Annotated in this window: 23 protein-coding genes and 1 pseudogene; 15 read left to right on the forward strand and 9 right to left on the reverse strand. The window is 45.8% G+C overall.

Annotation, left to right across the window (positions count from 1 at the left end):
- The first annotated feature begins 198 nt into the window (after positions 1 to 198).
- From HZY94_RS05960 to HZY94_RS05975, 4 genes are all read left to right on the forward strand, one after another.
- Positions 199 to 1,566 (forward strand): FAD-dependent oxidoreductase, encoded by a 1,368-nt coding sequence (locus HZY94_RS05960; RefSeq protein ID WP_160332408.1) that lies wholly within the window; start codon positions 199 to 201, stop codon positions 1,564 to 1,566.
- Positions 1,567 to 1,687: 121 nt separating this feature from the next.
- The gene (gene gla / locus HZY94_RS05965) at positions 1,688 to 2,533 is read left to right on the forward strand and encodes an aquaglyceroporin Gla (RefSeq protein ID WP_160332409.1); all 846 of its coding nucleotides are present in this window, start codon (positions 1,688 to 1,690) and stop codon (positions 2,531 to 2,533) included.
- Positions 2,534 to 2,648: 115 nt separating this feature from the next.
- Positions 2,649 to 3,383 carry a CppA N-terminal domain-containing protein gene (locus tag HZY94_RS05970; RefSeq protein WP_160332410.1) on the forward strand — a complete coding sequence of 245 codons (735 nt, stop codon included), beginning with the start codon at positions 2,649 to 2,651 and terminating at the stop codon, positions 3,381 to 3,383.
- Entirely contained in the window at positions 3,376 to 4,308 is a 933-nt protein-coding gene (locus HZY94_RS05975; protein ID WP_179925423.1) for a serine hydrolase domain-containing protein, read from the forward strand. The genes HZY94_RS05970 and HZY94_RS05975 overlap by 8 nt, the downstream gene beginning before the upstream one ends.
- Positions 4,309 to 4,494: 186 nt before the next feature.
- Here HZY94_RS05975 and pflB read toward each other — a convergent pair whose 3' ends face one another.
- Positions 4,495 to 6,813, reverse strand: a complete 2,319-nt coding sequence (gene pflB, locus HZY94_RS05980; protein ID WP_179925424.1) for a formate C-acetyltransferase — start codon at positions 6,811 to 6,813, stop codon at positions 4,495 to 4,497.
- Positions 6,814 to 7,079: 266 nt separating this feature from the next.
- Here pflB and dinB point away from each other — a divergent pair, with 266 nt between their 5' ends.
- Positions 7,080 to 8,210, forward strand: a complete 1,131-nt coding sequence (dinB, locus tag HZY94_RS05985) for a DNA polymerase IV (protein ID WP_179925425.1) — start codon at positions 7,080 to 7,082, stop codon at positions 8,208 to 8,210.
- Here the strand turns inward: dinB and recD2 are convergent.
- Both recD2 and lepB read right to left on the reverse strand, forming a co-directional pair.
- Positions 8,207 to 10,615: an SF1B family DNA helicase RecD2 gene (gene recD2, locus HZY94_RS05990; RefSeq protein ID WP_179925426.1), complete on the reverse strand. Its 2,409-nt coding sequence runs from the start codon at positions 10,613 to 10,615 to the stop codon at positions 8,207 to 8,209. The genes dinB and recD2 overlap by 4 nt on opposite strands.
- Before the next feature lie 205 nt (positions 10,616 to 10,820).
- Entirely contained in the window at positions 10,821 to 11,462 is a 642-nt protein-coding gene (gene lepB, locus HZY94_RS05995; RefSeq protein WP_179925427.1) for a signal peptidase I, read from the reverse strand.
- Positions 11,463 to 11,640: 178 nt separating this feature from the next.
- Here lepB and HZY94_RS06000 point away from each other — a divergent pair, with 178 nt between their 5' ends.
- The 5 genes from HZY94_RS06000 to HZY94_RS06020 all read left to right on the forward strand — a co-directional run bounded on the left by HZY94_RS06000 (position 11,641) and on the right by HZY94_RS06020 (position 17,049).
- Positions 11,641 to 11,886, forward strand: a complete 246-nt coding sequence (locus HZY94_RS06000; protein ID WP_160332416.1) for a hypothetical protein — start codon at positions 11,641 to 11,643, stop codon at positions 11,884 to 11,886.
- An 8-nt stretch (positions 11,887 to 11,894) separates the two neighbouring features.
- Complete coding sequence (locus HZY94_RS06005) at positions 11,895 to 12,452, forward strand: CvpA family protein (protein WP_179925428.1); 558 nt, start codon at positions 11,895 to 11,897, stop codon at positions 12,450 to 12,452.
- Between the two features lie 248 nt (positions 12,453 to 12,700).
- A complete protein-coding gene (locus HZY94_RS06010; protein ID WP_179925429.1) occupies positions 12,701 to 15,037 on the forward strand; it encodes an endonuclease MutS2 in 2,337 nt (778 codons plus the stop codon).
- Positions 15,038 to 15,152: 115 nt separating this feature from the next.
- Positions 15,153 to 15,464 carry a thioredoxin gene (gene trxA, locus HZY94_RS06015; protein ID WP_179923850.1) on the forward strand — a complete coding sequence of 104 codons (312 nt, stop codon included), beginning with the start codon at positions 15,153 to 15,155 and terminating at the stop codon, positions 15,462 to 15,464.
- A 235-nt stretch (positions 15,465 to 15,699) separates the two neighbouring features.
- Positions 15,700 to 17,049 (forward strand): alanine/glycine:cation symporter family protein, encoded by a 1,350-nt coding sequence (locus tag HZY94_RS06020; protein ID WP_179925430.1) that lies wholly within the window; start codon positions 15,700 to 15,702, stop codon positions 17,047 to 17,049.
- A gap of 205 nt (positions 17,050 to 17,254) precedes the next feature.
- Here HZY94_RS06020 and HZY94_RS06025 read toward each other — a convergent pair whose 3' ends face one another.
- The 5 genes and pseudogenes from HZY94_RS06025 to HZY94_RS06045 form a co-directional block, all read right to left on the reverse strand.
- Complete coding sequence (locus tag HZY94_RS06025; protein WP_179925431.1) at positions 17,255 to 18,421, reverse strand: IS110 family transposase; 1,167 nt, start codon at positions 18,419 to 18,421, stop codon at positions 17,255 to 17,257.
- A gap of 256 nt (positions 18,422 to 18,677) precedes the next feature.
- Positions 18,678 to 19,292 carry a CadD family cadmium resistance transporter gene (locus HZY94_RS06030; RefSeq protein WP_179925432.1) on the reverse strand — a complete coding sequence of 205 codons (615 nt, stop codon included), beginning with the start codon at positions 19,290 to 19,292 and terminating at the stop codon, positions 18,678 to 18,680.
- Positions 19,293 to 19,587: 295 nt separating this feature from the next.
- Complete coding sequence (locus tag HZY94_RS10670) at positions 19,588 to 20,034, reverse strand: transposase (RefSeq protein WP_179925447.1); 447 nt, start codon at positions 20,032 to 20,034, stop codon at positions 19,588 to 19,590.
- Between the two features lie 79 nt (positions 20,035 to 20,113).
- Positions 20,114 to 20,434, reverse strand: a complete 321-nt coding sequence (locus tag HZY94_RS10675; RefSeq protein ID WP_179925433.1) for an IS630 transposase-related protein — start codon at positions 20,432 to 20,434, stop codon at positions 20,114 to 20,116.
- Between the two features lie 324 nt (positions 20,435 to 20,758).
- Positions 20,759 to 20,914, reverse strand: a pseudogene (locus tag HZY94_RS06045) (IS110 family transposase); the annotation flags it as partial.
- A gap of 585 nt (positions 20,915 to 21,499) precedes the next feature.
- Here HZY94_RS06045 and HZY94_RS06050 point away from each other — a divergent pair.
- On the forward strand, positions 21,500 to 21,748 hold the full coding sequence (locus HZY94_RS06050) for a hypothetical protein (protein WP_179925434.1): 249 nt from the start codon (positions 21,500 to 21,502) through the stop codon (positions 21,746 to 21,748).
- 52 nt (positions 21,749 to 21,800) lie between these two features.
- Here HZY94_RS06050 and sstT read toward each other — a convergent pair whose 3' ends face one another.
- The gene (gene sstT / locus HZY94_RS06055) at positions 21,801 to 23,009 is read right to left on the reverse strand and encodes a serine/threonine transporter SstT (protein WP_179925435.1); all 1,209 of its coding nucleotides are present in this window, start codon (positions 23,007 to 23,009) and stop codon (positions 21,801 to 21,803) included.
- Positions 23,010 to 23,218: 209 nt separating this feature from the next.
- Between sstT and HZY94_RS06060 the strand changes: the two genes are divergently transcribed.
- Genes HZY94_RS06060 through HZY94_RS06075 form a run of 4 tightly spaced genes read left to right on the forward strand, consistent with a single transcriptional unit; the run spans position 23,219 to position 26,795 of the window.
- On the forward strand, positions 23,219 to 24,073 hold the full coding sequence (locus tag HZY94_RS06060; RefSeq protein ID WP_179925436.1) for a mechanosensitive ion channel family protein: 855 nt from the start codon (positions 23,219 to 23,221) through the stop codon (positions 24,071 to 24,073).
- A 14-nt stretch (positions 24,074 to 24,087) separates the two neighbouring features.
- Complete coding sequence (locus HZY94_RS06065) at positions 24,088 to 24,627, forward strand: DUF4352 domain-containing protein (protein WP_179925437.1); 540 nt, start codon at positions 24,088 to 24,090, stop codon at positions 24,625 to 24,627.
- 9 nt (positions 24,628 to 24,636) lie between these two features.
- Positions 24,637 to 25,575: a peptide-methionine (R)-S-oxide reductase MsrB gene (gene msrB / locus HZY94_RS06070; protein WP_179925438.1), complete on the forward strand. Its 939-nt coding sequence runs from the start codon at positions 24,637 to 24,639 to the stop codon at positions 25,573 to 25,575.
- Positions 25,576 to 25,586: 11 nt separating this feature from the next.
- Positions 25,587 to 26,795: a CapA family protein gene (locus HZY94_RS06075; protein WP_179925439.1), complete on the forward strand. Its 1,209-nt coding sequence runs from the start codon at positions 25,587 to 25,589 to the stop codon at positions 26,793 to 26,795.
- The last annotated feature ends 31 nt before the right edge of the window (positions 26,796 to 26,826 follow it).

A 26,826-nucleotide genomic window follows, 5' to 3' on the forward strand; every position in this document is an offset into this window, starting at 1 on the left:
GTGATGGGAATTCGGATTAAAAAAAGTAAGGGATTTCACCTCTTCGATGCTTAGAATTTGTTAAAAAAGCAGTATAATAAGAATAAGGAATAAATCGCCGTTTGAGCGATCAAATAGGATCGAAAATTTCCGAGCTAATCCTTTGTGATTCTTTGAACATTTGAGTAAAATAGAAGTAAAGTAAGAAAGGATACGACTATGTCAAAGAAAAAAGTTGTTATTGTTGGGGCCTCTCACGGGGGTCATGAATCCGCTATCCGTATTTTGGATAAGTATGAAAATGTAGATGTAACCATCTATGAAGCAGGGGACTTTGTTTCCTTCATGTCTTGTGGAATGGAGCTTTTCCTAGAAGGAAAAACAATCGGTCAAGACTACGTGCGGAACTTCTCACCTGAAGAATTGGAAAGCCGTGGCGGACGTGTGGTCAATAACCATCAAGTGACAGCCATTCAGCCAGAAGCAAAAACCATTACAGTGAAAAACTTGGTGGCAGGTGCTGAAGAAACAGTGGCTTATGACAAATTGATCCTTAGCGTTGGGGTTGAATCCATTGAGTTGAACTTGCCTGGTAAGGATTTGGAAAACATCTACTTGATGCACGGTTACGACTGGGCAAGCAAGATCAATGCGGCACAGCAAGATGACAGCATCCAAAATGTAGTAGTAATCGGTTCTGGTTATATCGGAGTTGAAGCGACACAAGTCTTCACCAAGGCTGGTAAATCTGTAACCCTTATCGATATGCTAGAGCGTCCATTGGGTAACTACCTCAATGCAGAGTCTACAGAGATTTTGGAACAAGCCTTTGTGAATGCTGGAGTAAACTTGCACATGGGTGCAAGTGTGGAAGCCTTCTTGGGTGAAGGACGTGTGCAGGCTGTGAAGACTGATAAGGCTGAAATCCCAGCTGATCTTGTTATTGTGGCTGTTGGGGTTTACCCAAATACAGCTTGGTTGCAAGGTCTTGTAGCTTTGGATGAGCGTGGCTACATCAAGACAGACGCTTACTTGCGGACAAATGTTAAAGATGTGTATGCGGTTGGAGATGCAACCTTGCAACCATCAATTCCTGCGAATCAGTCCTTGCCGATTGCACTGGCAACGACAACTCGTCGTTCAGCCTTCTACCTAGCAAGTACCTTGTTTGATGAGCAACCTGCGCGTGCTTACAAGGGAGTTGTTGGTTCTTCTGCTTTGGGAATCTTCGGCTACCAGTTCGCGACTTCAGGTTTGAACCAGTACACTGCGGGTCGTATCGGTTTGGACTTTGAAACAAGTTTCTATGCGGATCGTGTTCGTCCAGCCTACATTCCTGAAAGTGACAACCCAGAAGTCTTTGTGAGCTTGACCTTCCACCCACGGACTCATCAAATCCTTGGTGGTTCTGTTCTATCTCAAGCGGATGTGACAGCTCAAGGAAATGTTTTGTCTCTGGCGATTGCACAGAAATTGACCTTGGAAGATTTGGCAGAAGCTGATTTCTTCTTCCAACCTGGCTTTGACCGTCAATGGAGCTTGTTGAACCTCGCTGCTCAAGATGCTTTGGGCTATAGCCGCTTTTAATTTACCGCCAGTTAGGGAGTTCCCTAGCTGGTTTTTTTAACTTTGAGAAAAACTTTACATTTATGGGGAGTCTTGTTATAATCATCAAGTATTAAAAAATGAAAAAAGGAGATACAGTACAATGGATGTAACTTGGGGTGTAAAGTACCTTACTGAGTTTATTGCGACAGCCTTTCTACTTGTTTTGGGAAACGGTGCCGTTGCTAACGTTGATTTGAAAGGAACCAAAGGAAATAGTTCTGGTTGGGTTGTGATTGCCTTGGGCTACGGTTTGGCGGTTATGATGCCAGCGATGATGTTTGGAAATGTTTCTGGAAACCACATCAACCCTGCTTTCACACTTGGTCTTGCAGTTAGCGGCCTATTCCCATGGGCTCACGTAGCACCATACATCTTGGCTCAAGTACTTGGAGCGATGTTTGGTCAGTTGTTGGTGGTTGTAGCCTACAATCCTTACTTCAAGAAAACAACGAATCCAAATGCCGTTCTTGGTTCTTTCTCAACCATTTCAGCTTTGGATGATGGCACAAAAGAATCTCAAAAAGCTTCCATGATTAATGGTTTTGTGAATGAGTTTGTTGGATCCTTTGTTCTTTTCTTCGGTGCTTTGGCGCTTACAAAGAATTTCTTTGGTGCCGAGTTGGTTGGTAAGCTAGTGGATAGTGGTTTTGACCAAACAATGGCTGAAACAGCCGCAAGTCCTTATACAGCTGGCAGCTTGGCAGTGGCTCACATTGCTATTGGATTCCTTGTAATGGCCTTGGTTGCTGCGCTTGGAGGTCCTACTGGTCCAGCCTTGAACCCAGCTCGTGATTTGGGTCCACGTATCTTGCACTTCCTCTTACCAACAAGTGTTCTTGGTGAAGCCAAAAAAGACTCCAAATGGTGGTATGCATGGGTACCAGTGGTAGCGCCAATCTTGGCATCTATTGTTGCCGTTGCTGTATTCAAAATGATTTATCTATAAGACGATAAGGCTGTGTGGATTTGCTTCCCACAGCTTTTTGTCTGCCTTTTTATAGTATTGCTTGTCTTTTTCTTATTTTTCTTTTAAAATAACAAGAGTTATTGTGGAGGAAATGATGAGTAAAGATAGGCTTGTACCCGTACTAAAAACAAATAATCGTCGTTTAAATTTTGACTTTTATGTGGAACAAATTGGCTTCACGGTCTTGTTAGAAGACGCCGGAGTTGCCAGCTTAGGGGATGCGCAAAAAGCGCTCTGTCTAGAAATCGAAGAGTTACCTGCCAACCGAGCTTTCCAGCCGCAAGGGAAGAAGAAGCTGGATCTTATGGTTTTTCGTGTGAACAGCCCGGAATCGGTAGAAGCAGGTTTGGCTCGTGGTTTGCAATTCGATGCTCTGTATCAGGGACCAAAGGGCTGGGCTTATTTGGCGACCTCTCCTGAAGGGGATCGAGTGCTGGTTCACTCGGAAGAGTCGGTAGCTGCTCTCAATTTGGTTGATCCAGCTGACTACCCAGCTAGCTTTCAGGCGGGTCACCTCAAACTGGATCAGGTGGAATTGGAAGAATTGCGTCTCCATGTTTCCGACAAAGAAGGCTCCAAGGCTCATTACCAACGGATTCAGTGGCCGGCAAACTTGGTCTTTACAGAGGCAGAAAGCGACTATCTACAAGCAGAAGCTGGGCAAGCCTGGGATCTGTTTCAACTGCGTCTTTTTCAGGTCGATTGGAACCTGGAGCAGCTACAAAAAAACTTGGAAGATCAGGAAGTTTTTGTTCCGAAGCGGGGTAACTTCCTCCTGGCAACCGATCCCTATAACCAACTAGAATGGTGGATTCAAGCCTATGCATAAGGTGTTAGCGGACAAGGTTCAGGAACAGTTGGACCAGCAGATTTATCCAGGTGCCAGTCTGGCGCTTTATCGGGAGGGACAATGGCAGGAATTTTATGTTGGCTGGGCTGATCCAGATAGGGAGCTCGCAACCCAGCCGGGTCTGATTTATGATTTGGCCAGTGTCAGCAAGGTTCTAGGGGTTGGAACCCTAGTGCTCCAAGCCTTAAAAGAAGGTATCCTGGATTTAGAGGATCCTATCCAGAGCCAGCTGCCAGATTTTCGCCATGCCCATTTGCGAATTCTTGATCTCCTCACCCATACTTCGGGCCTAGACCCCTACATCCCCAATAGAGACAGCCTTGATCGGGCCGGTTTGACCCAGGCCATGCTACAGTTAGAGCTAGGCCCCGATAAGCGCTATCTCTATTCCGATGTCAATTACATTTTACTGGGCTTTTACCTGGAAGCTCTTTTGGGAAAAAGTTTAGAGGAATTGATCACTGCCCGTATCTGTGATCCGCTGAATCTAAGACACACCACTTATGGTCCTTGTCCAGGTGCTGTTCCGACAGTCCGAGGAAATCACACAGGCCAAGTCCATGATCCCAAGGCCCAGGTCTTGGGTCCTCACACAGGTAGTGCCGGTCTATTTTCAACCATCCCAGATCTTGAGCGTTACCTGGAAAGTCAGTTATTGGAACCTAGTGTGTACTTGGATCAAGTCCACGGCTCTGATCCAGCGAACCCCCGCAGTCTGGCCTGGCGCCGCGAAGGGGACTGGTTGGACCACACAGGCTATACCGGAACTTTCCTACTCTTCAATCGCAAACGACAAGAAGCAGTGATTTTCCTAGCCAATCGAACCTACTGGCAAGACCAACGGGCCAAGTGGATCCAAGACCGAAACGAACTTATGGATTTGATTCGTCAAGGAAAGTTTTGATACTCTTTGAAAATCAAAACTATTCGTTGTCAACTCGCTTTGCCGTACGTCTAGTACTGTCTGCAGCTCGTTTCCTAGACTATTTTTGATTTTCTTTGAGTATGAGCGTAAAGAGCGGCCGGCGACCGCTCTTTTATATATAGAAAAACCCAGGTTGGAGAATCCAACCTGGGGAGGAGGTGCTGATTAAGCTAAAGCGTCATCCATAGAAAGAACTTCGTGGAAGACCCGTTGAGTCAATTCTGTTTTTTGCTCAGGTGTGAGGTACTTGGTGTTGACACAGTAACCAGAGATCCGGACGATGACATCTTCACCAGCCATGATCTTGTCATAGACATCGGAGAGGTCCATAACGTTCAAGTTAACGTGCTGACCACCGTTTTCAAAGTAGGCATCGAGGATAGTTACCAAGTTGTCTACTTGCTCATCACGAGTTTTCCCAAGGGCCCGTGGAGATACTTGAGTTGTGAGGGAAATTCCGTCATTTGCATGGGCAAATTCGAGTTTCGCCAAAGAGTTCAAGTTTTGGAGCCAGCCACCTTTTGATTTTGGTGATGGGTTGGCACCTGGAGAGAAGAACTCAAGCTCACTTGTGTTAACAGTACCATCTTCATTGAGGAAAACACCACGGTGAACAGGAGAGTGACCTGTTTGTTTAGAGTAGGCAACGTTAGAAGTGATGGTCAAGAGGGAAACGGTAGCTTCCGCATTCTTGTATAGTTTGTGACTTGCAAGACGGCTATGGAAAGCTTCCAAGAGCCATTCTGCAATAGAGTCAACGCGGTCATCATCTTCTCCGTAACGAGGGTAATCACCAGTAGTTTCGTAATCGTAGATGTAGCCATCTTCGTCACGAATTGGTTTTACAGTTGCGTATTTAATGGCAGATAGGGAGTCAACTGTGTTGGCAAATCCACAAATACCGAATCCCATGTTTGCCCCTTGGTGGGTTGGGAGGAAGGCCATTTGTGCTGCTTCGTAGTTGTATTTATCAGTCATGTAGTGGATGATGTTGAGGGCATCCACATAGGTATCTGTGAGCCAGTCGAGGGATTCTTCGAAGTTGGCTTTAACCTTATCAAAGTCAAGGATTTCATCACGGATTGGCTCGATGTCAAAGACCTTGTAGTCTTTATGAACGTCATCGAATCCACCATTTAGTCCTGTGAGGAGGGCTTTCAAGACGTTTACACGCGCTCCAAAGTATTGGATGTTGTGGCTTTGGTTTTCATTTTCTGGATCCAAAGGAGACACACAACAAGAAATACAGCTCATTTCACCGTAACCTTCTTTGGCCATAGTTGTTACCCCTTCATACTGGATAGAAGAGTGTTTGTGGCTCATATCCATACAGTAGCGACGGAAGCTATATGGCAATTGGTCTGTCCAAAGAACAGTCAAGTTTGGTTCAGGTGAGTTGCCGATGTTGTCCAAGGTATTGAGGAAACGGTAGTCCATCTTAGTAACACGGTGGCGACCATCTGCCCCCATACCAGCCATCGAAGTTGTGATGAAGGTTGGGTCTCCAGAGTAGAGTTGGTCGTAAGCCTTGGTCCGGGCAAATTTAACAGTCCGGAGTTTCAAGACAAAGTCATCAACAAACTCTTGGATTTCAGATTCTGTATAAGTACCACGTGCCAAGTCCCGCTCTGCATAGATGTCAAGTACGATTGGAACACGGCCAAGTGATGTAGCGGCTCCGTTGATAACACGAGCTGCTGCCATGAAGGCAATGTTGGTCCATTGAATCGCTTCTTTGGTGTCCATGGCTGGGCGACGTACATCCACACCATACAAGTCACCAAGGGCTACAACATCTTTCAAAGCTTGATACTGGAGGTTCACTTCTTCACGGAGACGGATTGTTTCTTCGTCAATATCTGTAAGGGCGTTCCAGTCATCTACTTTTTCAGCCATGAGGAAGTCTGCCCCGTAAAGTGCTAAACGGGCATAAACCCCGATAATCCGTCCACGAGAGTAGGCATCTGGCAGACCGGTAACGGTGTGCGCGTGACGGGCACGACGGATGTTAGTAGTGTAGGCACGGAAGATACCGTCGTTTACGGTTGTTGCGTATTTGGTAAAGATTTCATGCAAGTGTGGATCTGGCTCATAACCGTTCTCACGCAGAGTTGTTTCCGCCATACGGATTCCTCCCTTAGGCATGAAGCTAAGGCGGAAGAGCTCAGAGTTTTGTAGACCGAAGATTAATTCGTTATCTTTGTCGATGTAACCAGCAGGGATGTCTGCGATGGAAGCGACACGGTCAGTATCCATTGGGAAGCGTGTTTCTTCATAGCCAGCCTTGGTTTCTTCGATGATTTTCTTAATGTGGAGGGAACGTTCAGTTGGTCCTGCTAGGAAGCTTTCATCGCCATCATAAGGTTTGTAGTTGGCTTGGACAAAGCGAGAGACACTGACTTTTTCCTTCCAATCAGTTCCTTTAAAGCCTTCCCAGGCTTTTGCAAAAATGTCTTGAGTGTCAACGGTTGTTTTAACGACCATTTAAGGTACCTCATTATCTTTCTAGTCTTACGACGCATAGAAAAACCAATCGATTGACCAACACGCTTATGAGACAAGTTGCTTTGTAACTCGATCGATTTTTCAGGAAGTCCGAGAACTGTTATAATTACAATTAGATTATAACACAAAGTAATCGTTTTCAATACTAAAAACACAAGCTGTAAGGGTTTTCTGATGTAATACAGTTTTCTTTGAAACAGAAATCTGTATTGATTCTGTTTTACTTCACCAAGGAGGTTAAGGGAATGCTCATTTTTCCACTTTTGGACGATCAGTCCCGCAAAATCATTCATATAGACATGGACGCCTTTTTCGCCGCCGTAGAAGAAAGGGATAATCCAGACCTAAGGGGGAAACCTGTGGTGATTGCCCGTGATCCTCGAATCACCGGTGGCAGGGGTGTTGTCTCAACCGCTAATTATGTGGCTAGACGTTTTGGAATCCACTCAGCTATGAGTGCCAAGGAAGCTTATCAACTTTGTCCCCAAGCCGTATTTATTCAAGGAGATTATCGGAAATATCGCGAGATTGGGCTCCAAGTACGGGAGATTTTTGGGCGTTATACGGACTTGATAGAACCCATGAGTATTGATGAGGCCTACTTGGATGTGACGGTGAACAAGATCGGCTCTGCCTCTGCGGTCAAGGTGGCACGGCTGATTCAGGAAGATATTTGGCGGGAGCTGCGGCTGACCTGTTCGGCTGGGGTTTCTTACAATAAATTCTTGGCCAAGTTGGCTAGTGATTACCAAAAGCCACGGGGGTTGACGGTTATCAAGCCTGGGGAGGCCTTGGATTTTTTAGCGCCCTTAGCAATTGAGAAATTTCATGGGGTTGGCAAAAAGAGTGCGGAGCGCTTACGGCAGATGGGGGTGAAAACCGGGGCGGATCTGTTAGAAATCTCTGAAACAGAGCTGATTGATCGCTTTGGGCGTTTTGGCTATGAGCTCTATCGGAGGGCTAGGGGGATCCATAATGGTCCAGTTAAGCCCAACAGGGTTCGGAAATCCTATGGTAAAGAAAAAACCTACAGTCACTTTCTGCGCCAGGCAGCAGATGTCCGCCAGGAGCTTCAGAGCCTAGCCCACAGTTTGGCTCTTAATCTGGAGCGCGAAGAGATTCAGGGACGGACGGTTGTGTTAAAAATTCGCTGGGAGAACTTTGAGACCCAAACCAAACGGGTTTCCCTAGACCGGCCTATATTTAAGGAAGAAGACTTACTAGTAGCTGCCCTAGAACTCTATGAATCGACTGAGCAGAAGGACCTGGCCATTCGTCTCCTGGGCATTACCTTGACCAACTTGGGCAAGGAACAGGAAACAGATTTACTAGCAAATAAAGAGGAAACCGCCTCGGAGGCGGACAACCCTGATTAAGAGGGGCTGTCACTGTCCGGGGCGGTTTTGTGGTTTCCGAAAAATTCAGCTAGGTCGGCTTCTGTCAAGCCGATCAGGGGATCAATCGTATCCCAGTTTTCCGTAGTGAGTTGGTATTGGACCAAGTCAGGGCTTGCTTCTTCCACAGTTTTCACAGACTTATCCACAGACTTGTGGATATCTTGTGGATAAGCTGTGGAAAACCTTGAGGAAAGATAGGTCTGGCGCTGGGTTCCTTCGTTTTCCACAGCATAGGTATAGGCTGTGGATTGTCCCAAGAGAATTAGCTTGCTTTTGGCGCGGGTAATAGCGGTGTAGAGGAGGTTGCGTTGCAACATCCGGTGGTTGGCCTGGGTTAGGGGGAGGATGACCACTGGGAATTCACTTCCCTGGGACTTGTGGATGCTCATGGCATAGGCCAACCGAATCTTATACCATTCCTTGCGAGGATAGTTGACCTCGCTACCATCGAAGTCCATGCGGATTTCATCCTGGTCGCTGTCGCTATAGCGGGCTGGAATGAGCTCCGTGATCGTACCGATATCGCCATTAAAGACATTGGCTTGGGCATCGTTGACCAGGTGGATGACCTTGTCACCCAGGCGGTAGTGCTGATCGGTGGCTTCAAAGCTTTGTTGGCCTTTTTTGGCAGGATTGAGCAGGTTTTGCATGAGCTGATTGATGGCATCAATGCCGGCAACACCCCGATACATGGGAGCTAGGACCTGGATGTCTGGCGCTGCAATACCACTTCTCAGCGCTGCCCCCACGATTTTTTCAATCATTTCTGGAATATGTTCCGCTGAAGTTTCAAAGTAGGAGCGGTCGGCTTTTTTGAGGGGAAAATCAGCGGGTAGCCGTCCGTTTTTGATGTCATTGGCCAGGTGAACAATGGTTGAGTCTTCGCTTTGGCGGTAGATTTTTTCCAGATGGATTTTGGGGATGCTTTCCACTTCTTGCAAATCCGCCAAGACCTGTCCGGGGCTGACGGAAGGGAGCTGGTCGGCATCACCAACCAGAAGAATTTTTGTATGGCTGGCTAAATTTTGGAAGAGCTGGTTGGCTAACCAGGTGTCGACCATGGAAAACTCATCCACAATGATAAAGTCTGTATCTAAGGCCTCTTCTAGATGACTGACTTCATCATCGGCCACCATGCCCAAATGGCGGTGAATGGTAGCTGCGGGGAGGCCGGTTAATTCATTCATCCGGCGGGCAGCCCGACCGGTTGGGGCGGCTAGTAGGATGGGGATGTCTTTGGCCTCAAGGTTGATTTTGTGAAGCTTGGCGTAGACCGAGATAATCCCATTTAAAACGGTTGTTTTCCCCGTTCCAGGACCACCGCTGAGGATAAAAATCGGTTCCTGAATGGCTTGGATGATGGCGTTTTTTTGAACCTGGTCGTAGTGAATTCCCAGTTCTTCCTCGACCGCTGCGATCAGTTCTGCTAAGTGGTCCGTATCCGCTTCAGATTCCTTTTGATCCCGGGCTTCTAAGAGGCGGAGCAGGTGGTTGGCAATGCCTTCTTCGGCAAAGAAGAGTGAATTGGTAAAAATCTTGGTACCAATGTTCTGGATTTTATCTTCCTCCAACAGTCTGGTTAATTCCTGGGCAATGATTTGAGGATCAAGAGGCTCTTGCCGAGCCTCTTCCAGTAAGACCAAGGATTTTTCCAGTAGGAGGGCAGCTTCGATATAGGTATTGCCTGATTCTAGGCAGTATTGGAAGAGGCTGTGAATAATTCCAGCTCGAAAGCGTTGGGGGGAGTTGGTTTCAATCCCTAAGCGCTCTGCCACTTGGTCGGCAATGACAAAACCGACCCCTCGGATATCCTCGACCAGTTGGTAGGGATTTTCCTGAATAACCGTTAGGGTTTCCTCTTGGTAGGTGTCATAAATTTCGAGGGCCAGGCGATTGGGGATCCCTAAATCGGCTAGGCGGGCCAAGGCCTGCTCCAAGCCATAATTGATTTTCAAGGTTTGAACCAGGGCCAGGCGGTTGGCCTTGGATAATCCCTTGACTTCTTCTAGCCTTTGAGGCTGGTTGAGGATTTCATCGATGGGATTGTCTGAAGAATAAATGTCTAAAATTCGTTTGGCAGTCTGTTTCCCAATCCCCTTAAATTGAGGCCCGGAAAAGAATTTGACCAGTCCTTGTGGACTGGGCTTTTCCCGCTCATAGCGGCTGGTTACCACCTGTTCTCCATAACGGGGGTGCTGGACCAGTTGGCCATAAAAGCGATAGGAGCTGCCTTCTACAATAGTGGCAAAAGTGCCGGTAACAATGATTTCGAAGCCGGCATAATCCGAATCGGTGTCTTCTAAATCCACGAGGAGGATCTTGTAAAAGTTACTTTGGTTTTCAAAAATAAGGCGGTCTACACGACCAGAAAAGTAGTGTTCCATGTGCTTCCTTGTCATTTAAAGATAGTTACAGAGGCTTTCATACTCTTTCTATTTTGCTTCACACGTCGTTAGCTTCGCTAGTTATGCCTGCGTCTCGCTACTTAGTTTGCATTCAAAATAGTTTGAGTCATGATTTTAGATTGGAAGTAGTATAAAAAAGAGGCCGGAGTCAAAAATCCTGGCCTCATTCATTCTCTTTAATAGATTATTCATGGAGTAGTTTGAAGCTATTTACGGGCCAAAAGCGTAGAACAACTTCGCCTGTAATTTGCTCGGCTTTAAAGGTTCCGACATCGCGGCTGTCTTTGGAGACAATGCGGTCATCTCCCAGCAAATAGTATTCATTGTCTGGGACAGTCACCTTGAAGTCGGCTTGTCCTTCACGGTTAACGGTGAAGGCTGGTGAGGCCTGAGCCAGGCTCTGGAAATATTTGCTGTAGGAGTAGGTGTTTTGCAGTTTGTCGGCTTGGAAGGCTGCCTTGTAGTCAACTAGGTAGGCTTCGTCGACTTCTTTCCCGTTGATGTAGAGGGTGTCCTGTTTGAACTCCACTTCATCGCCGGGCATGCCGATAACCCGTTTGACGATTTTCTTTTCCTTGTCATTTTCGTCGTTTTCGGTCGCCACCACGATATCAAAGCGGTCAATCTGATTTTGGTTAAAGACAATCAGGTGTTGGCCTTCTGCCAGGGTTGGATCCATGGAATGGCCTTCTACGCGAACAGCCTGCCAGAAAATCAAACGGGAAAGTACAATTCCCCCAAGTATGATGATAAAGAGGAGGGTTTCAAAAATCTGCCGTGCACGGCCGTGTTTTTTCTTTTGATTTTTAGCGATTCTACTTGCCATAGTTGTCCTTTCTAGTCCTTAGCCTGTCAACAGTCTTCTAACAGACCTAGCTCTTCGTAGTTTTTACAAGTAAGACCTATTGTATCATATTTTACATCTTTTTCCGTCAGTGAACTGAGCTCCTTTTGACAAATGACAAGGCTCTTCCTTTCTGCTATAATGATGAAAAGGTGATATTATGGCAAATTTAAATCGATATAAATTTTCTTTTGGAAAGAAAACTCTAACATTAACAACAGAATACGACAACCTCTTTATGGAAGAGATTGAGCGTCTGGCGCAAGAGAAATACCAGGCTCTCAAGGAACAGATGCCCAAGGCAGACGATGAAACCCTGGCGATCCTGTTGGCAATCAATACCTTGTCCGTTCAATTGAAACGGGAAGTGGAGCGTGCCCAGGAAGATCAGGAAGCAGCGAAGTAGGTGCTCTTATGCTTGATCTAGTCCTTCTTTTGCTGCTAGTTTGGAACTTTTATTTAGGTTACCAGCGGGGGCTGGCCCAGCAACTTGGCCAGGCAGTCCTCTTCTTGATTTCCTTTATCGTCGCATCCTTGACTTATGGCCAAGCGGCCCAGTTTCTGAGTCTCTGGATTCCCTATGCCAATCCGGTTCGTGGCAGTCAGGCCCTCTTTTTTGAGTCGGGCATTTTGTTTGATTTGGATCAGGTTTTTTATAGTGGTCTAGGCTTTCTGCTGGCCTTTAGCCTGGTTTGGCTTCTTGGACGCATTTTTGGGACCTTCTTCGTCTTTTTCCCTTGGAAACGGACCTGGGATAGCCTGCCAGCCTCACTTATATCTGGCGGCCTATCCCTGCTTCTGACCTGGTATCGGGTGGAGATGGTGCTCTTTATTTTGGCGACCGTCCCCCTTCCCATGGTGCAAGACCTGCTTAGTTCCAGTTTTTTGGTGCAATTTATGATGAATCTCTCCCCATTTAGCCGCTTGCTTTTACGCCAACTTTGGGTGACTAGCGTTTTGGGAAGTTTGTAAACAAGATGGAAGAGTTTGGTGACAGGCTCTTTCTTTTTAGATTTTTGGAGCAAATTTGAAACAAGTAGGGGTGGGCTACACCCTTAGGCTATCAGAGTTAGTCACTGTGATTACCCTCTTGTAGGATATGGGAATACTAATGATGACGGTAGTAAATAAAATGAAGAAAGGAAGTCTATATATTCTTTCTCAAATGTGGTTAGATCTATAAATGACTATATTTGGTTATATTTTATATAGCAGAAATGATGAATTTAAAAATATATGAAAGTTTGGAGTTTTCAGAAGTCAAAAGCGCCTTTGCCACCTATTTACGGACGGTAGAGGGGCAGAAGACCTTAGCGAATCTGGAACCCATGACCCAGCAAAAAGAGATCCAGCAAGCCTTTGATCAGTTGCGGGATATTGAAAGCCTTGGCACCGCAGGTTATAGCCTGCCTATGCCCAGTCTCGGGGATTTGACCCCTAGCTTGAAACGCCTACAGGTAGAGGCGGAATTAAACCTGGATGATTTTCAAGACATTAAGGCGCTTCTAAGAGCCAGTCAGGTGCTTAAAGATTTTTACCTAGACTTAGAAGATGTTAGCCTCCCGCACCTGGCTGTTTATTTTGAAAACTTGGAGACCTTCCCGCAATTCCAGGGTGCCTTGCAGGCCATCGCTGATAACGGGACGATTGAGGACTTTGCCAGTGAGGACTTGTTGCGGATCCGCCGCCGTTTGCGCCAGGCCGATCGAGACTTGCGCCAGACCATGCAGGAGTTGCTCAAGAAGAAGGCAGACTACCTGGCAGATCCGCTCTTTGCTAGCCGGAATGGCCGCCATGTCTTGCCAGTCAAGCAGAGCTTCCGCAACCGGATCCAGGGGATTGTCCAGGATATTTCTGCGACCGGGAACACGGTCTACATTGAACCGCGTGAGTTGATCCAAATCAATGAAGACATTGCTGGCCTTGAGGCAGAAGAGCGTTACGAAATCCGGCGCATTCTCAGAGAACTGGCCACCCTTCTCCGTCCCCAGGTCCAGGCCTTTCAAAACAACCATTGGCTCTTGGGGCATTTTGACTTCTTGGGGGCCAAGTACCAGTACATGCGAGATCGGGATGCCCATATTCCGACCATTTCGAGTCAGAATGATATCCGCCTGCTCCAAGTACGCCATCCCCTCTTGGAAGAGCCTGTAGCCAATGATCTGCACTTTGGGAAGGATTTGACCAGTATTGTCATGACCGGTCCCAACACCGGGGGAAAAACCCTGATGCTTAAGACCTTGGGCTTGGCTCAGTTGATGGGGCAGGCTGGTCTACCGATTCTTGCGGCCGAGGGCAGTCGGATTGGGCTTTTTGATCAGATTTTTGCGGATATTGGGGATGAACAGTCGATTGAGCAAAGCCTATCGACCTTCTCCAGTCACATGACCAATATTATCCAGATCCTCCAGCAAGCCGGTCCCTTTTCACTTGTTCTTTTTGATGAATTGGGAGCAGGGACGGACCCGCAGGAGGGGGCGGCCTTGGCCATCGCAATTTTAGAAGATCTCCGCTTACGGGGCATTAAGACCATGGCCACCACCCACTACCCAGAACTCAAGGCTTATGGGATTGAGACCCAGGCGGTGGAAAATGCCAGCATGGAGTTTGATACCTTGAGTCTACGCCCAACCTACCGCTTTATGCAGGGCGTACCAGGCCGCTCCAATGCTTTTGAAATTGCCAGACGCTTAGGCTTGGCAGAGGTGATTGTGGACCAAGCAGAGGGGCAATTGGACCAAGACCAGGATGTCTCACGGATTATTCAACGCTTGGAAGACCAAACCCTGGAAAGTCGCCGACGCTTGGAAGCCATTCGCGACTTGGAACAAGAAAACTACAAGCTCAATAGGGCTCTGAAAAAACTCTATGTGGATTTGGAACGTGGACAAGAAGCCGAGTTAAATGAGGCTCGGAAAGAGGCTCAGAAGATTGTAGCCAAGGCCACCGAAGAGAGTGAGCAGATTCTGAAAAACTTACAAGCAGGCGCGGAACTCAAGCCCCACCAAGTTATTGAAGCCAAGGCGAAGCTGAAGGAGTTGGCACCAGAAACAGTCGATCTGTCCAAAAATAAGGTGCTCAACCGGGCTAAAAAGAAAAAAGCTCCTAAGGTCGGGATGGAAATCCTGGTTAGCCAATATGGGCAGCGGGGCAATCTGGTTCGGCGCTTGAAGGACGGCCGTTGGGAGGCCCAGGTTGGTTTGATGAAGATGACCTTAAAAGAGGATGAGTTTGAAGCGGTTGGCAAGGAAGCGGCTGCCGAGAAGCCAGCCTCTCGGAAGGTCTCAACGGTTAAACGCAGCAAGAGCCGAGGAGCCAAGGCTCGCTTGGACTTGCGGGGGAAACGTTATGAGGAAGCCATGGAAGAATTGGATGCCTTTATTGACCAGGCCCTGCTGAATAACATGGCCCAAGTGGATATTATTCACGGAATTGGGACTGGAGTGATCCGTGAGGGGGTTCAGAATTACCTGCGCCGGAATAAACAGGTCAAGTCCTTTGCTTATGCGCCACAGAATGCTGGAGGGTCAGGAGCGACCATCGCAATTTTTAAATAAAACTTTTTTATCGAAGGTTAGTGCGGATCTAGTATCGGAATCGGGAATCAAATTCTGTCATTATTTTCGAAATTGGTGTAAACTAGTAGCAAGAACAAAAAAAGGAGCTATTGATATGGTACAAAGTGTGACTGATGCAAATTTTGTTGAAGAGACTCAAGAAGGTCTTGTGTTGATTGATTTCTGGGCGACTTGGTGTGGTCCTTGCCGCATGCAGGCTCCAATCTTGGAACAATTGGCAGGCGAAGTTGATGAGTCTGAATTGAAGATCGTGAAAATGGATGTTGATGAAAACCCAGCAACTGCGCGTGAATTCGGAATTATGTCCATTCCAACTTTGATGTTTAAGAAGGACGGAGAGGTTGTGAAACAAGTAGCCGGTGTGCATACTAAAGAACAATTGAAAGAAATGATGGCATCACTTTAAGTGGTGTTTGGGAAAGCCTGGGACTCGGGCCGGAGTGGTTGGAGTCTCAGGTTTTTGCATATTTAAAATTGGTTAAAATTGACAAAGGGGCTTTTTTAGTTTAAAATGGAGAAGTCAGTTTTTTTAGAGAGACTCCAGTCTTTCTAAAATTAGAAAGGAAGTCTGTATATCTTTTTCAAATGTGGTTTAATCTTGTCGAGGACTATATTTGATGATATTTTATATAGCAGTAGACATGTTAGAGATTTTAACGCAAGTCGATTCGTTTGTATGGGGACCACCCCTTTTAATTTTATTGGTGGGAACAGGGATCTTCCTTAGTTTCCGCTTGGGCTTATTACAAGTTCTCCAATTGCCTCATGCCTTGAAATTGATTTTTAAGGCCGATGACAAGGAGGGCGAAGGAGATATCTCGAGCTTTGCAGCCTTGAGTACGGCCCTGGCAGCGACCATTGGTACAGGTAACATTGTTGGGGTGGCGACAGCCATCAAGATGGGAGGGCCAGGTGCCCTCTTCTGGATGTGGGTAGCAGCCTTTTTCGGGATGGCGACCAAATATGCAGAAGGGGTCTTGGCCATTCGGTATCGGGTGAAAGATGAAAAGGGGTCAGCCTCTGGTGGACCGATGTACTATATCGTTAATGGTATGGGTGAGAAATGGCGGCCCTTGGCCAATTTCTTTGCAGGTGGAGCCGTTTTAACAGCTCTCCTATCGACCGGAACCTTTACCCAGGTATCATCGATTACGGATTCGATTAAGACTGGTTTGGGGATTGGCTCAGAGGTAACCGGCCCCATCTTGACCGTCTTAGTAGCCATTGCTATTTTTGGAGGAATTCAAAGTATCTCCAAGATTTCAACAGCTGTGGTGCCCTTTATGGCCTTGATCTATGTACTTGCTGCTGGAACTATTCTGGTTGTGAATGCGGATCAATTATTGCCAACTCTGGAGCTGGTTGTCAAAAGTGCCTTTAGCCCAACAGCAGCCCTAGGAGGCTTTGCTGGAGCGACGGTACGAACAGCCATTCAAACAGGGATTGCGCGTGGAGTCTTCTCGAACGAATCCGGTATGGGAAGTGCTCCGATTGCGGCAGCCGCAGCGAAAACCGATTCTCCTGTGGAGCAAGGCTTGATTTCTATGACCGGAACCTTCATTGATACCATTATTGTGTGTAGTCTAACCGGTTTGTCAATCTTGATTACCGGCACTTGGACTGGTGATGCTAATGGAGCTAGCTTGACCCAGGCGGCCTTTGGAACCGTCTTCGGTGACTTTGGAGCGATTCTTTTGATGCTCTTTTTGGTTCTCTTTGCTTTTACAACTATTATTGGCTGGAACTATTATGGCGAACGTTGCTTTGAGTTTCTCTTTGGCTTGCGCTTTATTTGGATTTACCGTGCGCTCTATGTGGCCTTTGTGTTCCTTGGAGCCTTCTTGACAGTCGATGTAATCTGGTTGATTGCAGACATTGTTAACGCCCTCATGGTACTGCCAAACCTCATCGCTCTTCTGGCGCTGAGCCCAATTGTCGTTCTGGAAACCAAAAAGTACTTAGAGAAACAAAAAAACTCTAAAGAGATTTAGTAGTAGAAGGGAGTGGGATAGAACTAAGATGAAAAAAATTAGTTTATTCGCTTTCTTAGTTTTAGAGGTGCCCTGAAGCAATTTCTAGTGGTAAGGTGATTTGATTTGCGTTAGTCAGAGGGTTTTTTATACGAAAACTTCCTAAAAAGGTGCAAAAAATCCTCTCTTATAATAGAATAAGAGTGAATTTTTTGCTTGTGGATGGTTAGCTCGCTTCTAACCGTCCTTTTTCTTTTTGTCTTGCCTGTTGGTAGGTTTGATGAGTACTTAAGAGATAATAGGCTAATTTTAAGATGTGATGGGCGATGGCAATGGTGGCTTTCTGTGGTCCTCTTCGTGATTTTAATTGACAGAATCGTTGTGCTATAGGAGAGGATTTCTGTCGCCTTGCGGCATAGACAGATTGGCAAAGGCAGCGTTTCAAATAGGCATTCCCAGGCCTGATTCTGGTGCTGCGTTTCTTACCCGCACTTTCATTATTTCCAGGACAAAGCCCTGCCCAGGAAGCTAAATGACCAGCTGTTGGGAATTGACTCATGTCAGTACCAACTTCTGCGATAAAGACAGAGGCTGTTAGTCGGTCTATGCCTGGAATAGAGTCTAAAATTTCCATTTCCTCTTGAAACTGAGTCAGGTAGCTGTCAATTCGTTCCTCCAAGAGCTGGATTTCCTCCTGATAATGATCATAAATACGAAGAGCTTGTTTGAGCCTAAAGCGATGATGCTCTGAGAAATAACCGTCTAGTGCCTTGAGTAGGTCTGGTACTTTCTTCTTCAAGCTGGTGTACACTGCCTGTCGGACACTTGTCGCATTGATTTCCGCCTCATCACACAAAAGCTTCATCAAGTTCCGACCAGAAGTTCCCATGATATCCTCAATATAAGTGCTCAACTTAATGCCAGCTGATTGTAGAATCTTGTGAATGCGATTGACTTCTCTAGTTCGGTCTTCCACCACATATTTGCGTAGTCGCGTTAATTCTCTCAACTCTTGAATGGTTTCGTCTGGTACAAAGCTTTTAGGAAGCAAGCCAATTCTAGTCAATTTGGCAATCCAAAAAGCGTCTTTCTTGTCTGTCTTATGCCCAGGAATGGCCTTCATGTGAGCAGGATTGGCTAAAATGAGCTCAAAATCTTGACACAAGGCATGCCAAACCGGTTTCCAGTAAATCCCAGTACTCTCCATACCAACAACCTCAACTTCAAATTGGCTGAGAAAATCGTGGCAATCCTTCAAACCACTGGTTGTTGTGTCAAAACGTGCCTCCTCACGCTTAGGGCGAGTTGACGTAAGTGAGCCATGCAAGACACAGACGACAATATTTGATTGGTGCACATCAATACCAGCACAGGACTTGTATAAGATGTCCATAGTTTGTCCTCCTTTATCAAATAAAGAGAGCTTATCTACTGAAAAACGTGTCGTATTTTTATACTCATGCTCAAGGCGATAATGGTGGGTACTCGTCAGTAGAGTTGATTAGTTTGTCCCTCGGCGATTGGAGCCAATAAAGTATCAACCACAAAGCCCTCACTAGGATTATACACCTAATGAGGGCTTCGTGGTTAGTTTTCATATCTGGTGGGTGATGGCAAAGCCATCATGGACGTTTGTCCCAGCCTCTTATCTATAAAATAAAGTTCAGAAAAGTCTCAATAGTGCCACTTTCATACATGATGTATAATCCAAGTGAAATGAATACTAAGGGCACAATGATTCGCTCGTATTTTTCAATTGTTTCGAATATTAACGGAATAGAAGATAGCACCCGACTAAGCTCGCAAAAGATAATTATGCCGATTGCAAATACAAGCAACGCCACGAGGGTCTGTGACCAATCTAACGAAGCAAAATAAGGTATATAGATACCTAAATTATCTCCGCCAGACGCAATTGTCAGCAATGTAACTGTCCAAAACAGTTGATTTGCCTTGCTTTGTTCTAATCTTTCAATAATTTCTTCCTCTTCCTTACCTTCTCCAACAATTGCAAAGCGAATCCCTAAATAGATAGGGATTAAACCAAGTAATCCAACCATCCATGCTTCAGGCACGAAATTGACGATATAAGCAGCAACTAAACTCACCCCTATAAGTAAGCCAGTGCCTAGATATTGACCTGCATAAATATGCCATTTCTGTTTATTCTGTGATAGCTGTGCAAATAAAATAATTAAAATGATTAAATAATCGATACTGGTGGAAATATAAACACCAATAGCAGATATGATTGTCTGTCCCATAAAAAAACCTCCTGTATTAGTCAGTAATAAATCAGCAGATTTTAGGAGAGCATAGACACATTAATTTAGCTATCGCTAATGGGTAATATCGAACGTAGGAAAGCATTTTACTCCTCCTCAAAACATAGTTACAAAGTAATTTCTAACTGGAATTCGGTGACTACTTCCACGTAAAGTATAACCCACTATACTTTACTTCGTAAAGATGGGCTCTCCGAGGGATCTTGCAGACAGCTATTTCGGATCTTTTGAGCCGAGTATCAGCGCACCTATATGGTGCAATTAGCTGATATAGTCATTTGACTTCAAAATAGTATACAATAGCATCTATTATAGATCTTCCCTCTCTGAGATACTCTGCCACCGCTTTCTTTAAATTAGCCCAGCTTTTCTCAATGGGATTTAACTCTGGAGAATAGGGTGGAAAAGGTAGAAAAATATGTCCGTTACTTATTGACAACTGGTCTAACATCTTTTTAGGGTGAAAGCTAGCATTATCCATTACAATCAGATGAGGTCTATCTAGAGAAGGCACTGATGATTCTTTGAACCATTTGACAAAAAAATCACTGATCATACTACCTTTATAAACCATGGGAGCAATAAACTGATTCCCCACTTGTCCTGAGACAATGGATATTCGTTCAAAGCGGCGACCACTAACTTGAGCATAGACTTTCTCTCCCTTTGGTGCACGGGCTCTTGATCGATAAAGATAGGTATCTATACCAGTTTCATCAATATAAACAACTGGTAAATCAGATAAGACCTCAAGAGAATCCTTGTATTGACGAACTTTTTCTGAATCCTGTTCTCTATAGCTAGTTGTTTTTTTTAAAAGTGATACCTGTCCTTTTTAAGGCTCGCCAAATAGTACTAGGTGTACAAGAAAATTCTTCTGCGATCTCTTTTAAAAAAGCATCTAGGTGTTTCTTAACAAACTTCTCAAGCTTATCTAATGGAATTTTTTTAGCTTTAGAGATTCTCTGTTTCCGATTCAAATGACCTTGTTCTTTTAATTGTTTTTCCCATATATAGAGAGTATTTGTGCTGATGTTAAATAATTTAGCTGTTTCTTTACGTGTGTGTCCTTCTTCTACATAGGCTAAAACACGTTTTCTAAAATCAATTCCGTATACCATATCACTAGTATAGCACATACTATTTATATCTCAAGTAACTATAATATATGAGAGTGAGACAGAACTAAGATGAAAAAATTTAGTTTATTCGCTTCCTTAATTTCTACCATTTGTCAACCATTTTTCTAAAAATTAGCCAATTTATTTGGCAGAGTGGTGCCTGCTGAGCCTAATTGGCAAGCGAAGAGAAGGGGATTTTGTGTCAAGGCCTTGAGCGTCAGCGTGCCTTTACACGGAATCCCTCTTCAAAAAGAGTACACTGAAACAGCACCTTGACTTTCAAATTTTTCGCAAGGTGCTATAATGGCATGGCACAATCCTTCTTTATCGATTTTTTGCAATATTATAGTCGTAAAGTTTATTGTGCGTTATGAGGTAATGAATCGTTAGAATGAGACGATGCATAGAGGCAATCACATGTGGCTTAGTTGAAGTCGCTTGTGATTGCTTTTTTCGTTTCTCATAACAGTCCGCAATATGGACTGTTTTTGCTTAGGTGGTGATCATATGACGGAACTTTATTTGGAAAAGTTGACGAAAAGGTACTGAGATGGTTCTCTTGTCTTAAAGGGGATTACATTGAAGCTACAGCCAGGTCAGTTGACAGCTCTAATTGGAAAAATGGTGCGGGGAAATCCACTTTACTTGGTTTGATACAGGGGCACTTAGTTTCTACGAAAGGATCTATTAGACTTCCTGCAAAACAGTGACAGAACCTGAGATTTATCGGAGTCATCACTTGAAAAAGACTGAGTTACAAAATGTTTCAGTGTGGTTATGCGATCTAATACATTAGTTCCGCAGGAAGTCTAATGATCAGCTTATTGTAAATATTTCTTTCAAAGGAGTTAGACCAGAGTTGCTTAGAAAATTGTAGGAACTGAATCAAGCAGCATTAGGAGAATTTCTACTTGTTAAAGAGGCTTGTTTAAAAGAAGTTCTGATGTTGTTGAGATATTCCATAATCAAGGGGGATTTGGAAGGATTTCAGCTGAAAAAGGAGGGATACAATGAAGAGAACTCCTTTCGGACTGGATTTCACTACTATTATTAGATTTTTTAGCGATGGAATTAGCTTGGCTGCAAATTATTTTTTCTTTGTTGAGTGGTTATCAGTTTCAGTCCGGGACAGCTAGTCTGGTCACAGGCTTTGTCTTGATTCTTGTAACAAGGAATGCCTTTGCTTGGAGTTTTCAGCTATCGCTCCTAGTACTTCTAGTTCTATCTTTGTTGTTATACGTTTTAGCGAGCGTTTGCCAAGCTTATTTTTTGAAGCGCATTGCAGGCGACTTGTTTGTGAATGAAGGACGCTAGCGGAGTATACAAAAAAACCTGATCCTAATGAACAGATCAGGGTTTTTTGGTATTAGCTATTTTTTCTCCAAGCGTTCCATTCTGCATAAGCAGTGTAGAGAACGTCGGTTGAGGAGTTAAGGGCAGTTTCACAAGGGTCTTGGATAAGTCCGATGATGAAGCCGACTCCGATAACTTGAGCGGAGATATCTCCAGAGATTCCAAAGAGGCTACATGCTACCGGAATTAAAAGCAGAGATCCACCGGTTACACCAGATGCTCCAGCAGCTGAAAGTGCGGCAACAAGAGAAAGAAGAAGCGCAGTTCCGAAGTCAACTGGAATACCAAGAGTATGAACCGCTGCAAGAGAAAGAATGGTAATGGTAATCGCAGCTCCACCCATGTTGATGGTTGCACCAAGTGGGATCGAGATGTTATAAGTGTCTGGATCCAATCCAAGTTCTTCAGACAACTGTAAGTTTACAGGGATGTTGGCAGCAGAGCTTCGAGTAAAGAAGGCTGTTACACCACTGATCCGAAGCGTTTTAAGCACGAGTGGGTATGGGTTTTTACGCATCATCACAAATCCAATGATTGGGTTGATGATAAGGGCAACAAACAAGTTGGTTGCGACAATGACGAGGACTAATTGTCCGTAGCCAAGAAGTGCTTCGATCCCTTGATCAGAAATAGATTTGAAGACCAAACCGAGGATCCCGAAGGGAGCGAGGTTGATAACCCAAGCTACAACAGTCGAGGTAACGTCTGCAACTGTTTCGAGCAAGTCCTTGCTTTTTTGGCTGGCTTTACGCATTGCCATACCGAAGAGGCTAGCCCAAGCCAAAATACCGATGTAGTTGCCATTAGCGATGGCGCTAACAGGGTTTTCAACGATATTGAGCAAGAGGTTACGGGCAACTTCCGCAAGACCACTTGGTGGTGCGATATCCGTGGCCGCATTTGCTAGTGTTAAGGTTGTTGGGAACATGAAGGAAGCAATGACAGCAACCAAAGCAGCAGCAAACGTGCCAAATAGATAAAGCACAACGATAGTCTTCATATTAGACTTTTTGCCTTCTTTTTGTTTAGAGAGGGCATTGGTAACAAGGGTAAATACCAAAAGGGGAGCGACCGCTCGCAAAGCCCCAACGAAGACATCTCCGAGGATTCCGATGGCTGACCAAGAAGGAACAACAAGGGCTAGGGCCAAACCAATGACGACGCCGATGACAATTCGCTTGATCAGACTGACTTTATTCCAAGCCTGAATATAACGTTTCATGACTGAAACCTCCTTATTTTGATTTTAAATAGTCTACTATAAGAAAGCCTTGCTGTCAATGCGTTTGACCGCTTTTTCGGCAAAAAGTTCGGAATTTTTCTAATTTTTCATTCAATTTTAAAAAAACTTATTGAGATCATCAAATGAATTGATGATCTCAGGAGTAAAAGCAGGGATATTTCTGTGTTATAATAGGGAAAAGGAGAGCTATGCAAAATTTACTATTACGAACCCTGGAGAGGGTTCAGTGGGAGGAAGTGCTGGACAATTTTATTTCGAAAGGTATCTCTCTTCTCCTGCTGTTTATTCTATTTTGGATTGGGAAGAAGCTGATTCATGCTCTAGTTCATCGCTTGGTTGCTCCTTCCCTGCTGCTTGTGCAAAGTAATTCGGCTAGGAAAGAGACTCTTTTGCATTTGATTGACAATATGCTCAATTATGCCCTCTACTTTCTGCTGATTTACTGGACCTTGTCAATTCTTGGTTTACCGGTATCCTCCTTGTTGGCTGGAGCTGGTTTGGCTGGAGTTGTTGTCGGTTTGGGTGCCCAGGGCTTTTTGTCAGACATGGTCAATGGCTTTTTTATCTTATTGGAGCGGCAGTTGGATGTTGGGGATTATGTGATTCTCCCCAATGGTTCGGGCAAGTTGTCGGGCACGGTTGAAAATGTCGGGATTCGGACGACCCAGGTTCGGGATGGGAATGGAACCCTCTATTACATTCCTAATCGTCAGATTCTAGTTGTCAGCAATCAGTCGCGGGGGGAGGTTTCGGTTACCTTGGATCTGCCCCTTTTACCGGGAACGGATTTTGACTTGGTGGATCAGGTGATTGCCCAGGTCAATCAGTCGCAATTGCAGACCCTGTCTCAATTAGAGGGGCAGCCCAAGGTTCTTGGGGCTCAGTGGATTCGAAGTGAGGGCTTTGTCTACCGGATTTCAGTTCCCATTCAACAGGGCCAGGATTCAGGGGTTGTCTATCCCTTGTATCGCTTGTACCAGGATGCCCTCAAAGCGGCTGGTATTGAGTTGGCTAGTTCTTCCAGCTCCAGCACACAGAATTAAGGAGGTGAGGCCCTATGTCGGAGAAGAAGGCCTTAAGATCCCAGCCCTATTGGATCTGGATTTTTAGCTTGGTGGGCCTGAATCTGTTCCTACTAGCGGTTCTGGCGGGCCTGCTCTTTTCTTATCTGGGTTTAGCTCGGGACAATGAGCAGTATGCGCGCCTTTTAGGTTTGAACCAAAAGGACGAGACAGTTATCGAGCAAGAACTGAATAAATCACGGCAATTTGTCACGGGGGAACGGGTAACGGTCAAGGTCATTGCGCGTGATCCAGAGCAGGAAATGTGGGATGATGCGACGGGGACAGCGGTGGTGGTCGACTTGCTGGTGGAAAATAGTCACGCCCATACCTTCCGTGTGAATCCCTACAGTTACGAATTATTTGATGAGGAGGGCGAGCCCCTACTCTTAGATAGTGTAACCTTTGATCAGGAGTCTTTGAGCTCCAACCTGCAACCGGGGGATCAAGGACACTATCGCTTGGTTTTTGATGGTGAGATGGGAACAGGTCCCTATCACCTTGTGCACTATGATACACAATGGACGTCTGAATAGGAGGTTGTTATGAAATCAATTTATTTAGCAGGTGGTTGTTTCTGGGGTTTGGAAGAATATTTCTCCCATATTGATGGAGTTCAGGAGACCAGTGTCGGTTACGCCAATGGTCAGGTTGAAACGACTAATTATCACCTCTTGAAGGAGACTGACCATGCGGAAACGGTATTTGTAGCCTATGATCCGGCAGTGATTCGCTTGCGGGAAATTTTACTGTACTACTTCCGAGTGATTGATCCTCTCAGTGTCAATCGCCAGGGCAATGACCGTGGTCGCCAGTACCGGACGGGGATTTACTATCAGGATGCGGATGACCTGCCGGTGATTGAGCAGGTGATGGCTGAGCAGTCCCAGCATTTTGGCAACCAACCCTTGGCCGTTGAAGTAGAGCCACTTCGCCACTATATTCCGGCTGAAGACTACCATCAAGAGTATCTCAAGAAAAACCCAGGGGGTTACTGCCACATCGACGTCAATGATGCTTACCAACCCTTGATTGATCCGTCTCTTTACCAGAAGCCGGAGCAAGAGGTTTTGCGGGAACAGTTGTCTGCGGAAGAGTACGCCGTGACGCAAGAAAACGCAACGGAGCGTCCCTTTGATAACCGCTTTGATGACCACTTCCAAGAAGGGATTTATGTGGACATTACCTCTGGCGAGCCGCTTTTCCAATCAACAGATAAATTCCAATCCGGTTGTGGTTGGCCTAGTTTCTCAAAACCAATTGCCAAGGATTTGATCCAATACCGGCAAGATTTGAGTCATGGTATGCGCCGGATCGAGGTTCGGAGCCGGGCTGGTGATGCCCATCTAGGACACGTCTTTGAAGATGGTCCGCGTGAGTCTGGTGGACTTCGCTATTGTATCAATAGTGCAGCTCTCCGCTTTGTGGCCAAGGAAGAGATGGAAGCGGAGGGCTACGGTTACTTGCTAGGACTCTTTGACTAGGACAGACGTTTATGAAAAAAGAAGTATTTGTGACAGGTCTGTTGTCTGCTGTGCTGGCTGCGGGAGCCGGTGTCTACTTTGGTCGCCCCTATGTGCAAGAATTGGTAGCCAAGCAGACCGAGAATCCAGTGACTAAGGCTCGGATTATGGCCCATGGCGATTTGCTTTACCACGATTTGCTTTATTATTCGGCAGAGCAGGCAGATGGCAGCTATGACTTTTCTGAGAATTTCACTTATGTGAAGCCTTGGTTGGAGCAAGCTGACCTGGTCCTGGGCGATTTTGAAGGCACCATTAACCCAGACTATCCTCTGGCGGGCTACCCCTTCTTTAATGCACCGGAACAGGTGGTTCAGGCGATCAAGGAGGCTGGCTATGATGTCGTGGATCTGGCCCACAACCATATTTTAGATTCGGGCTTGGAAGGAGTTGCAACAACAGCTCAGGCTTTCAAGGACGCTGGTATCGATCCGATTGGTGTCTATCCGGATCAGCCACGCGACCAAGCCCCCTTGGTGATCCGAGAAGTGAATGGCATCAAGATTGCACTTCTGGCCTATGCTTATGGTTTTAATGGGTTGGAAGCTGGGCTTAGCCCAGAAGAGTATAGTGCCACTTTATCTGATTTAGATCTGGATAAAATGGAGGCCGAAATCAAGCGGGCGGAGCAAGAAGCCGATCTGACCATTGTGATGCCGCAAATGGGCGAGGAGTACCGCCTGGAGCCAACCGAGGAACAAATCGAGCTTTACCATAAAATGGTCGACTGGGGTGCCGACTTGGTCTTTGGCGGTCATCCCCATGTTCCAGAACCAACGGAAACCATGGAAAAGGATGGAGAGTCCAAGTTTATCATCTACTCCATGGGCAATTTCATCTCCAATCAGCGACTGGAGAGCTTAGATGGCTTGGTGGCGAATGCCGAGTGGACCGAACGGGGTGTCCTTATGGATGTCCAGGTTGAAAAACAAGGCCAGCAGACACGGATTAAGTCTGTGAAGGCTCATCCAAGCTGGGTCAGCCGCGTCGACAAGGGCAGCTATTCCCAAGCAGGCTTCCCGCAATACTCCTACCAGACCCTGATCATCGAAGACTTCTTACCCGGTGGCCGCTACGCCAACCAACTAGATCCAGACACCCAAGCACGAATCGAAGAAGCCTACCAGGCAACTAATGACCTCTTGGCTCTTAAATGGCCGAAGAATGAAAAGGCGAGGTAGAGCATCTGGGTTTTAAAAATGTATACGACAA

The organism is Streptococcus danieliae (genome assembly GCF_013415245.1).
Lineage (GTDB): Bacteria > Bacillota > Bacilli > Lactobacillales > Streptococcaceae > Streptococcus > Streptococcus danieliae_A.

Excerpts from the sequence above, each read along its gene's own strand:
- HZY94_RS06060 (WP_179925436.1), top strand. The coding sequence starts at position 23,219 with ATGCAAAATTTACTATTACGAACCCTGGAGAGGGTTCAGTGGGAGGAA.
- dinB (WP_179925425.1), top strand. The coding sequence starts at position 7,080 with ATGCTCATTTTTCCACTTTTGGACGATCAGTCCCGCAAAATCATTCAT.
- HZY94_RS06025 (WP_179925431.1), bottom strand. The coding sequence starts at position 18,421 with ATGGACATCTTATACAAGTCCTGTGCTGGTATTGATGTGCACCAATCA.
- HZY94_RS06000 (WP_160332416.1), top strand. The coding sequence starts at position 11,641 with ATGGCAAATTTAAATCGATATAAATTTTCTTTTGGAAAGAAAACTCTA.
- HZY94_RS06010 (WP_179925429.1), top strand. The coding sequence starts at position 12,701 with ATGAATTTAAAAATATATGAAAGTTTGGAGTTTTCAGAAGTCAAAAGC.
- recD2 (WP_179925426.1), bottom strand. The coding sequence starts at position 10,615 with ATGGAACACTACTTTTCTGGTCGTGTAGACCGCCTTATTTTTGAAAAC.
- HZY94_RS05960 (WP_160332408.1), top strand. The coding sequence starts at position 199 with ATGTCAAAGAAAAAAGTTGTTATTGTTGGGGCCTCTCACGGGGGTCAT.
- pflB (WP_179925424.1), bottom strand. The coding sequence starts at position 6,813 with ATGGTCGTTAAAACAACCGTTGACACTCAAGACATTTTTGCAAAAGCC.
- HZY94_RS06030 (WP_179925432.1), bottom strand. The coding sequence starts at position 19,292 with ATGGGACAGACAATCATATCTGCTATTGGTGTTTATATTTCCACCAGT.
- lepB (WP_179925427.1), bottom strand. The coding sequence starts at position 11,462 with ATGGCAAGTAGAATCGCTAAAAATCAAAAGAAAAAACACGGCCGTGCA.
- HZY94_RS06075 (WP_179925439.1), top strand. The coding sequence starts at position 25,587 with ATGAAAAAAGAAGTATTTGTGACAGGTCTGTTGTCTGCTGTGCTGGCT.
- HZY94_RS06050 (WP_179925434.1), top strand. The coding sequence starts at position 21,500 with ATGGAATTAGCTTGGCTGCAAATTATTTTTTCTTTGTTGAGTGGTTAT.
- HZY94_RS05975 (WP_179925423.1), top strand. The coding sequence starts at position 3,376 with ATGCATAAGGTGTTAGCGGACAAGGTTCAGGAACAGTTGGACCAGCAG.
- msrB (WP_179925438.1), top strand. The coding sequence starts at position 24,637 with ATGAAATCAATTTATTTAGCAGGTGGTTGTTTCTGGGGTTTGGAAGAA.
- sstT (WP_179925435.1), bottom strand. The coding sequence starts at position 23,009 with ATGAAACGTTATATTCAGGCTTGGAATAAAGTCAGTCTGATCAAGCGA.
- HZY94_RS06065 (WP_179925437.1), top strand. The coding sequence starts at position 24,088 with ATGTCGGAGAAGAAGGCCTTAAGATCCCAGCCCTATTGGATCTGGATT.
- HZY94_RS06020 (WP_179925430.1), top strand. The coding sequence starts at position 15,700 with ATGTTAGAGATTTTAACGCAAGTCGATTCGTTTGTATGGGGACCACCC.
- HZY94_RS06005 (WP_179925428.1), top strand. The coding sequence starts at position 11,895 with ATGCTTGATCTAGTCCTTCTTTTGCTGCTAGTTTGGAACTTTTATTTA.
- gla (WP_160332409.1), top strand. The coding sequence starts at position 1,688 with ATGGATGTAACTTGGGGTGTAAAGTACCTTACTGAGTTTATTGCGACA.
- HZY94_RS05970 (WP_160332410.1), top strand. The coding sequence starts at position 2,649 with ATGAGTAAAGATAGGCTTGTACCCGTACTAAAAACAAATAATCGTCGT.
- HZY94_RS10675 (WP_179925433.1), bottom strand. The coding sequence starts at position 20,434 with ATGGTATACGGAATTGATTTTAGAAAACGTGTTTTAGCCTATGTAGAA.
- trxA (WP_179923850.1), top strand. The coding sequence starts at position 15,153 with ATGGTACAAAGTGTGACTGATGCAAATTTTGTTGAAGAGACTCAAGAA.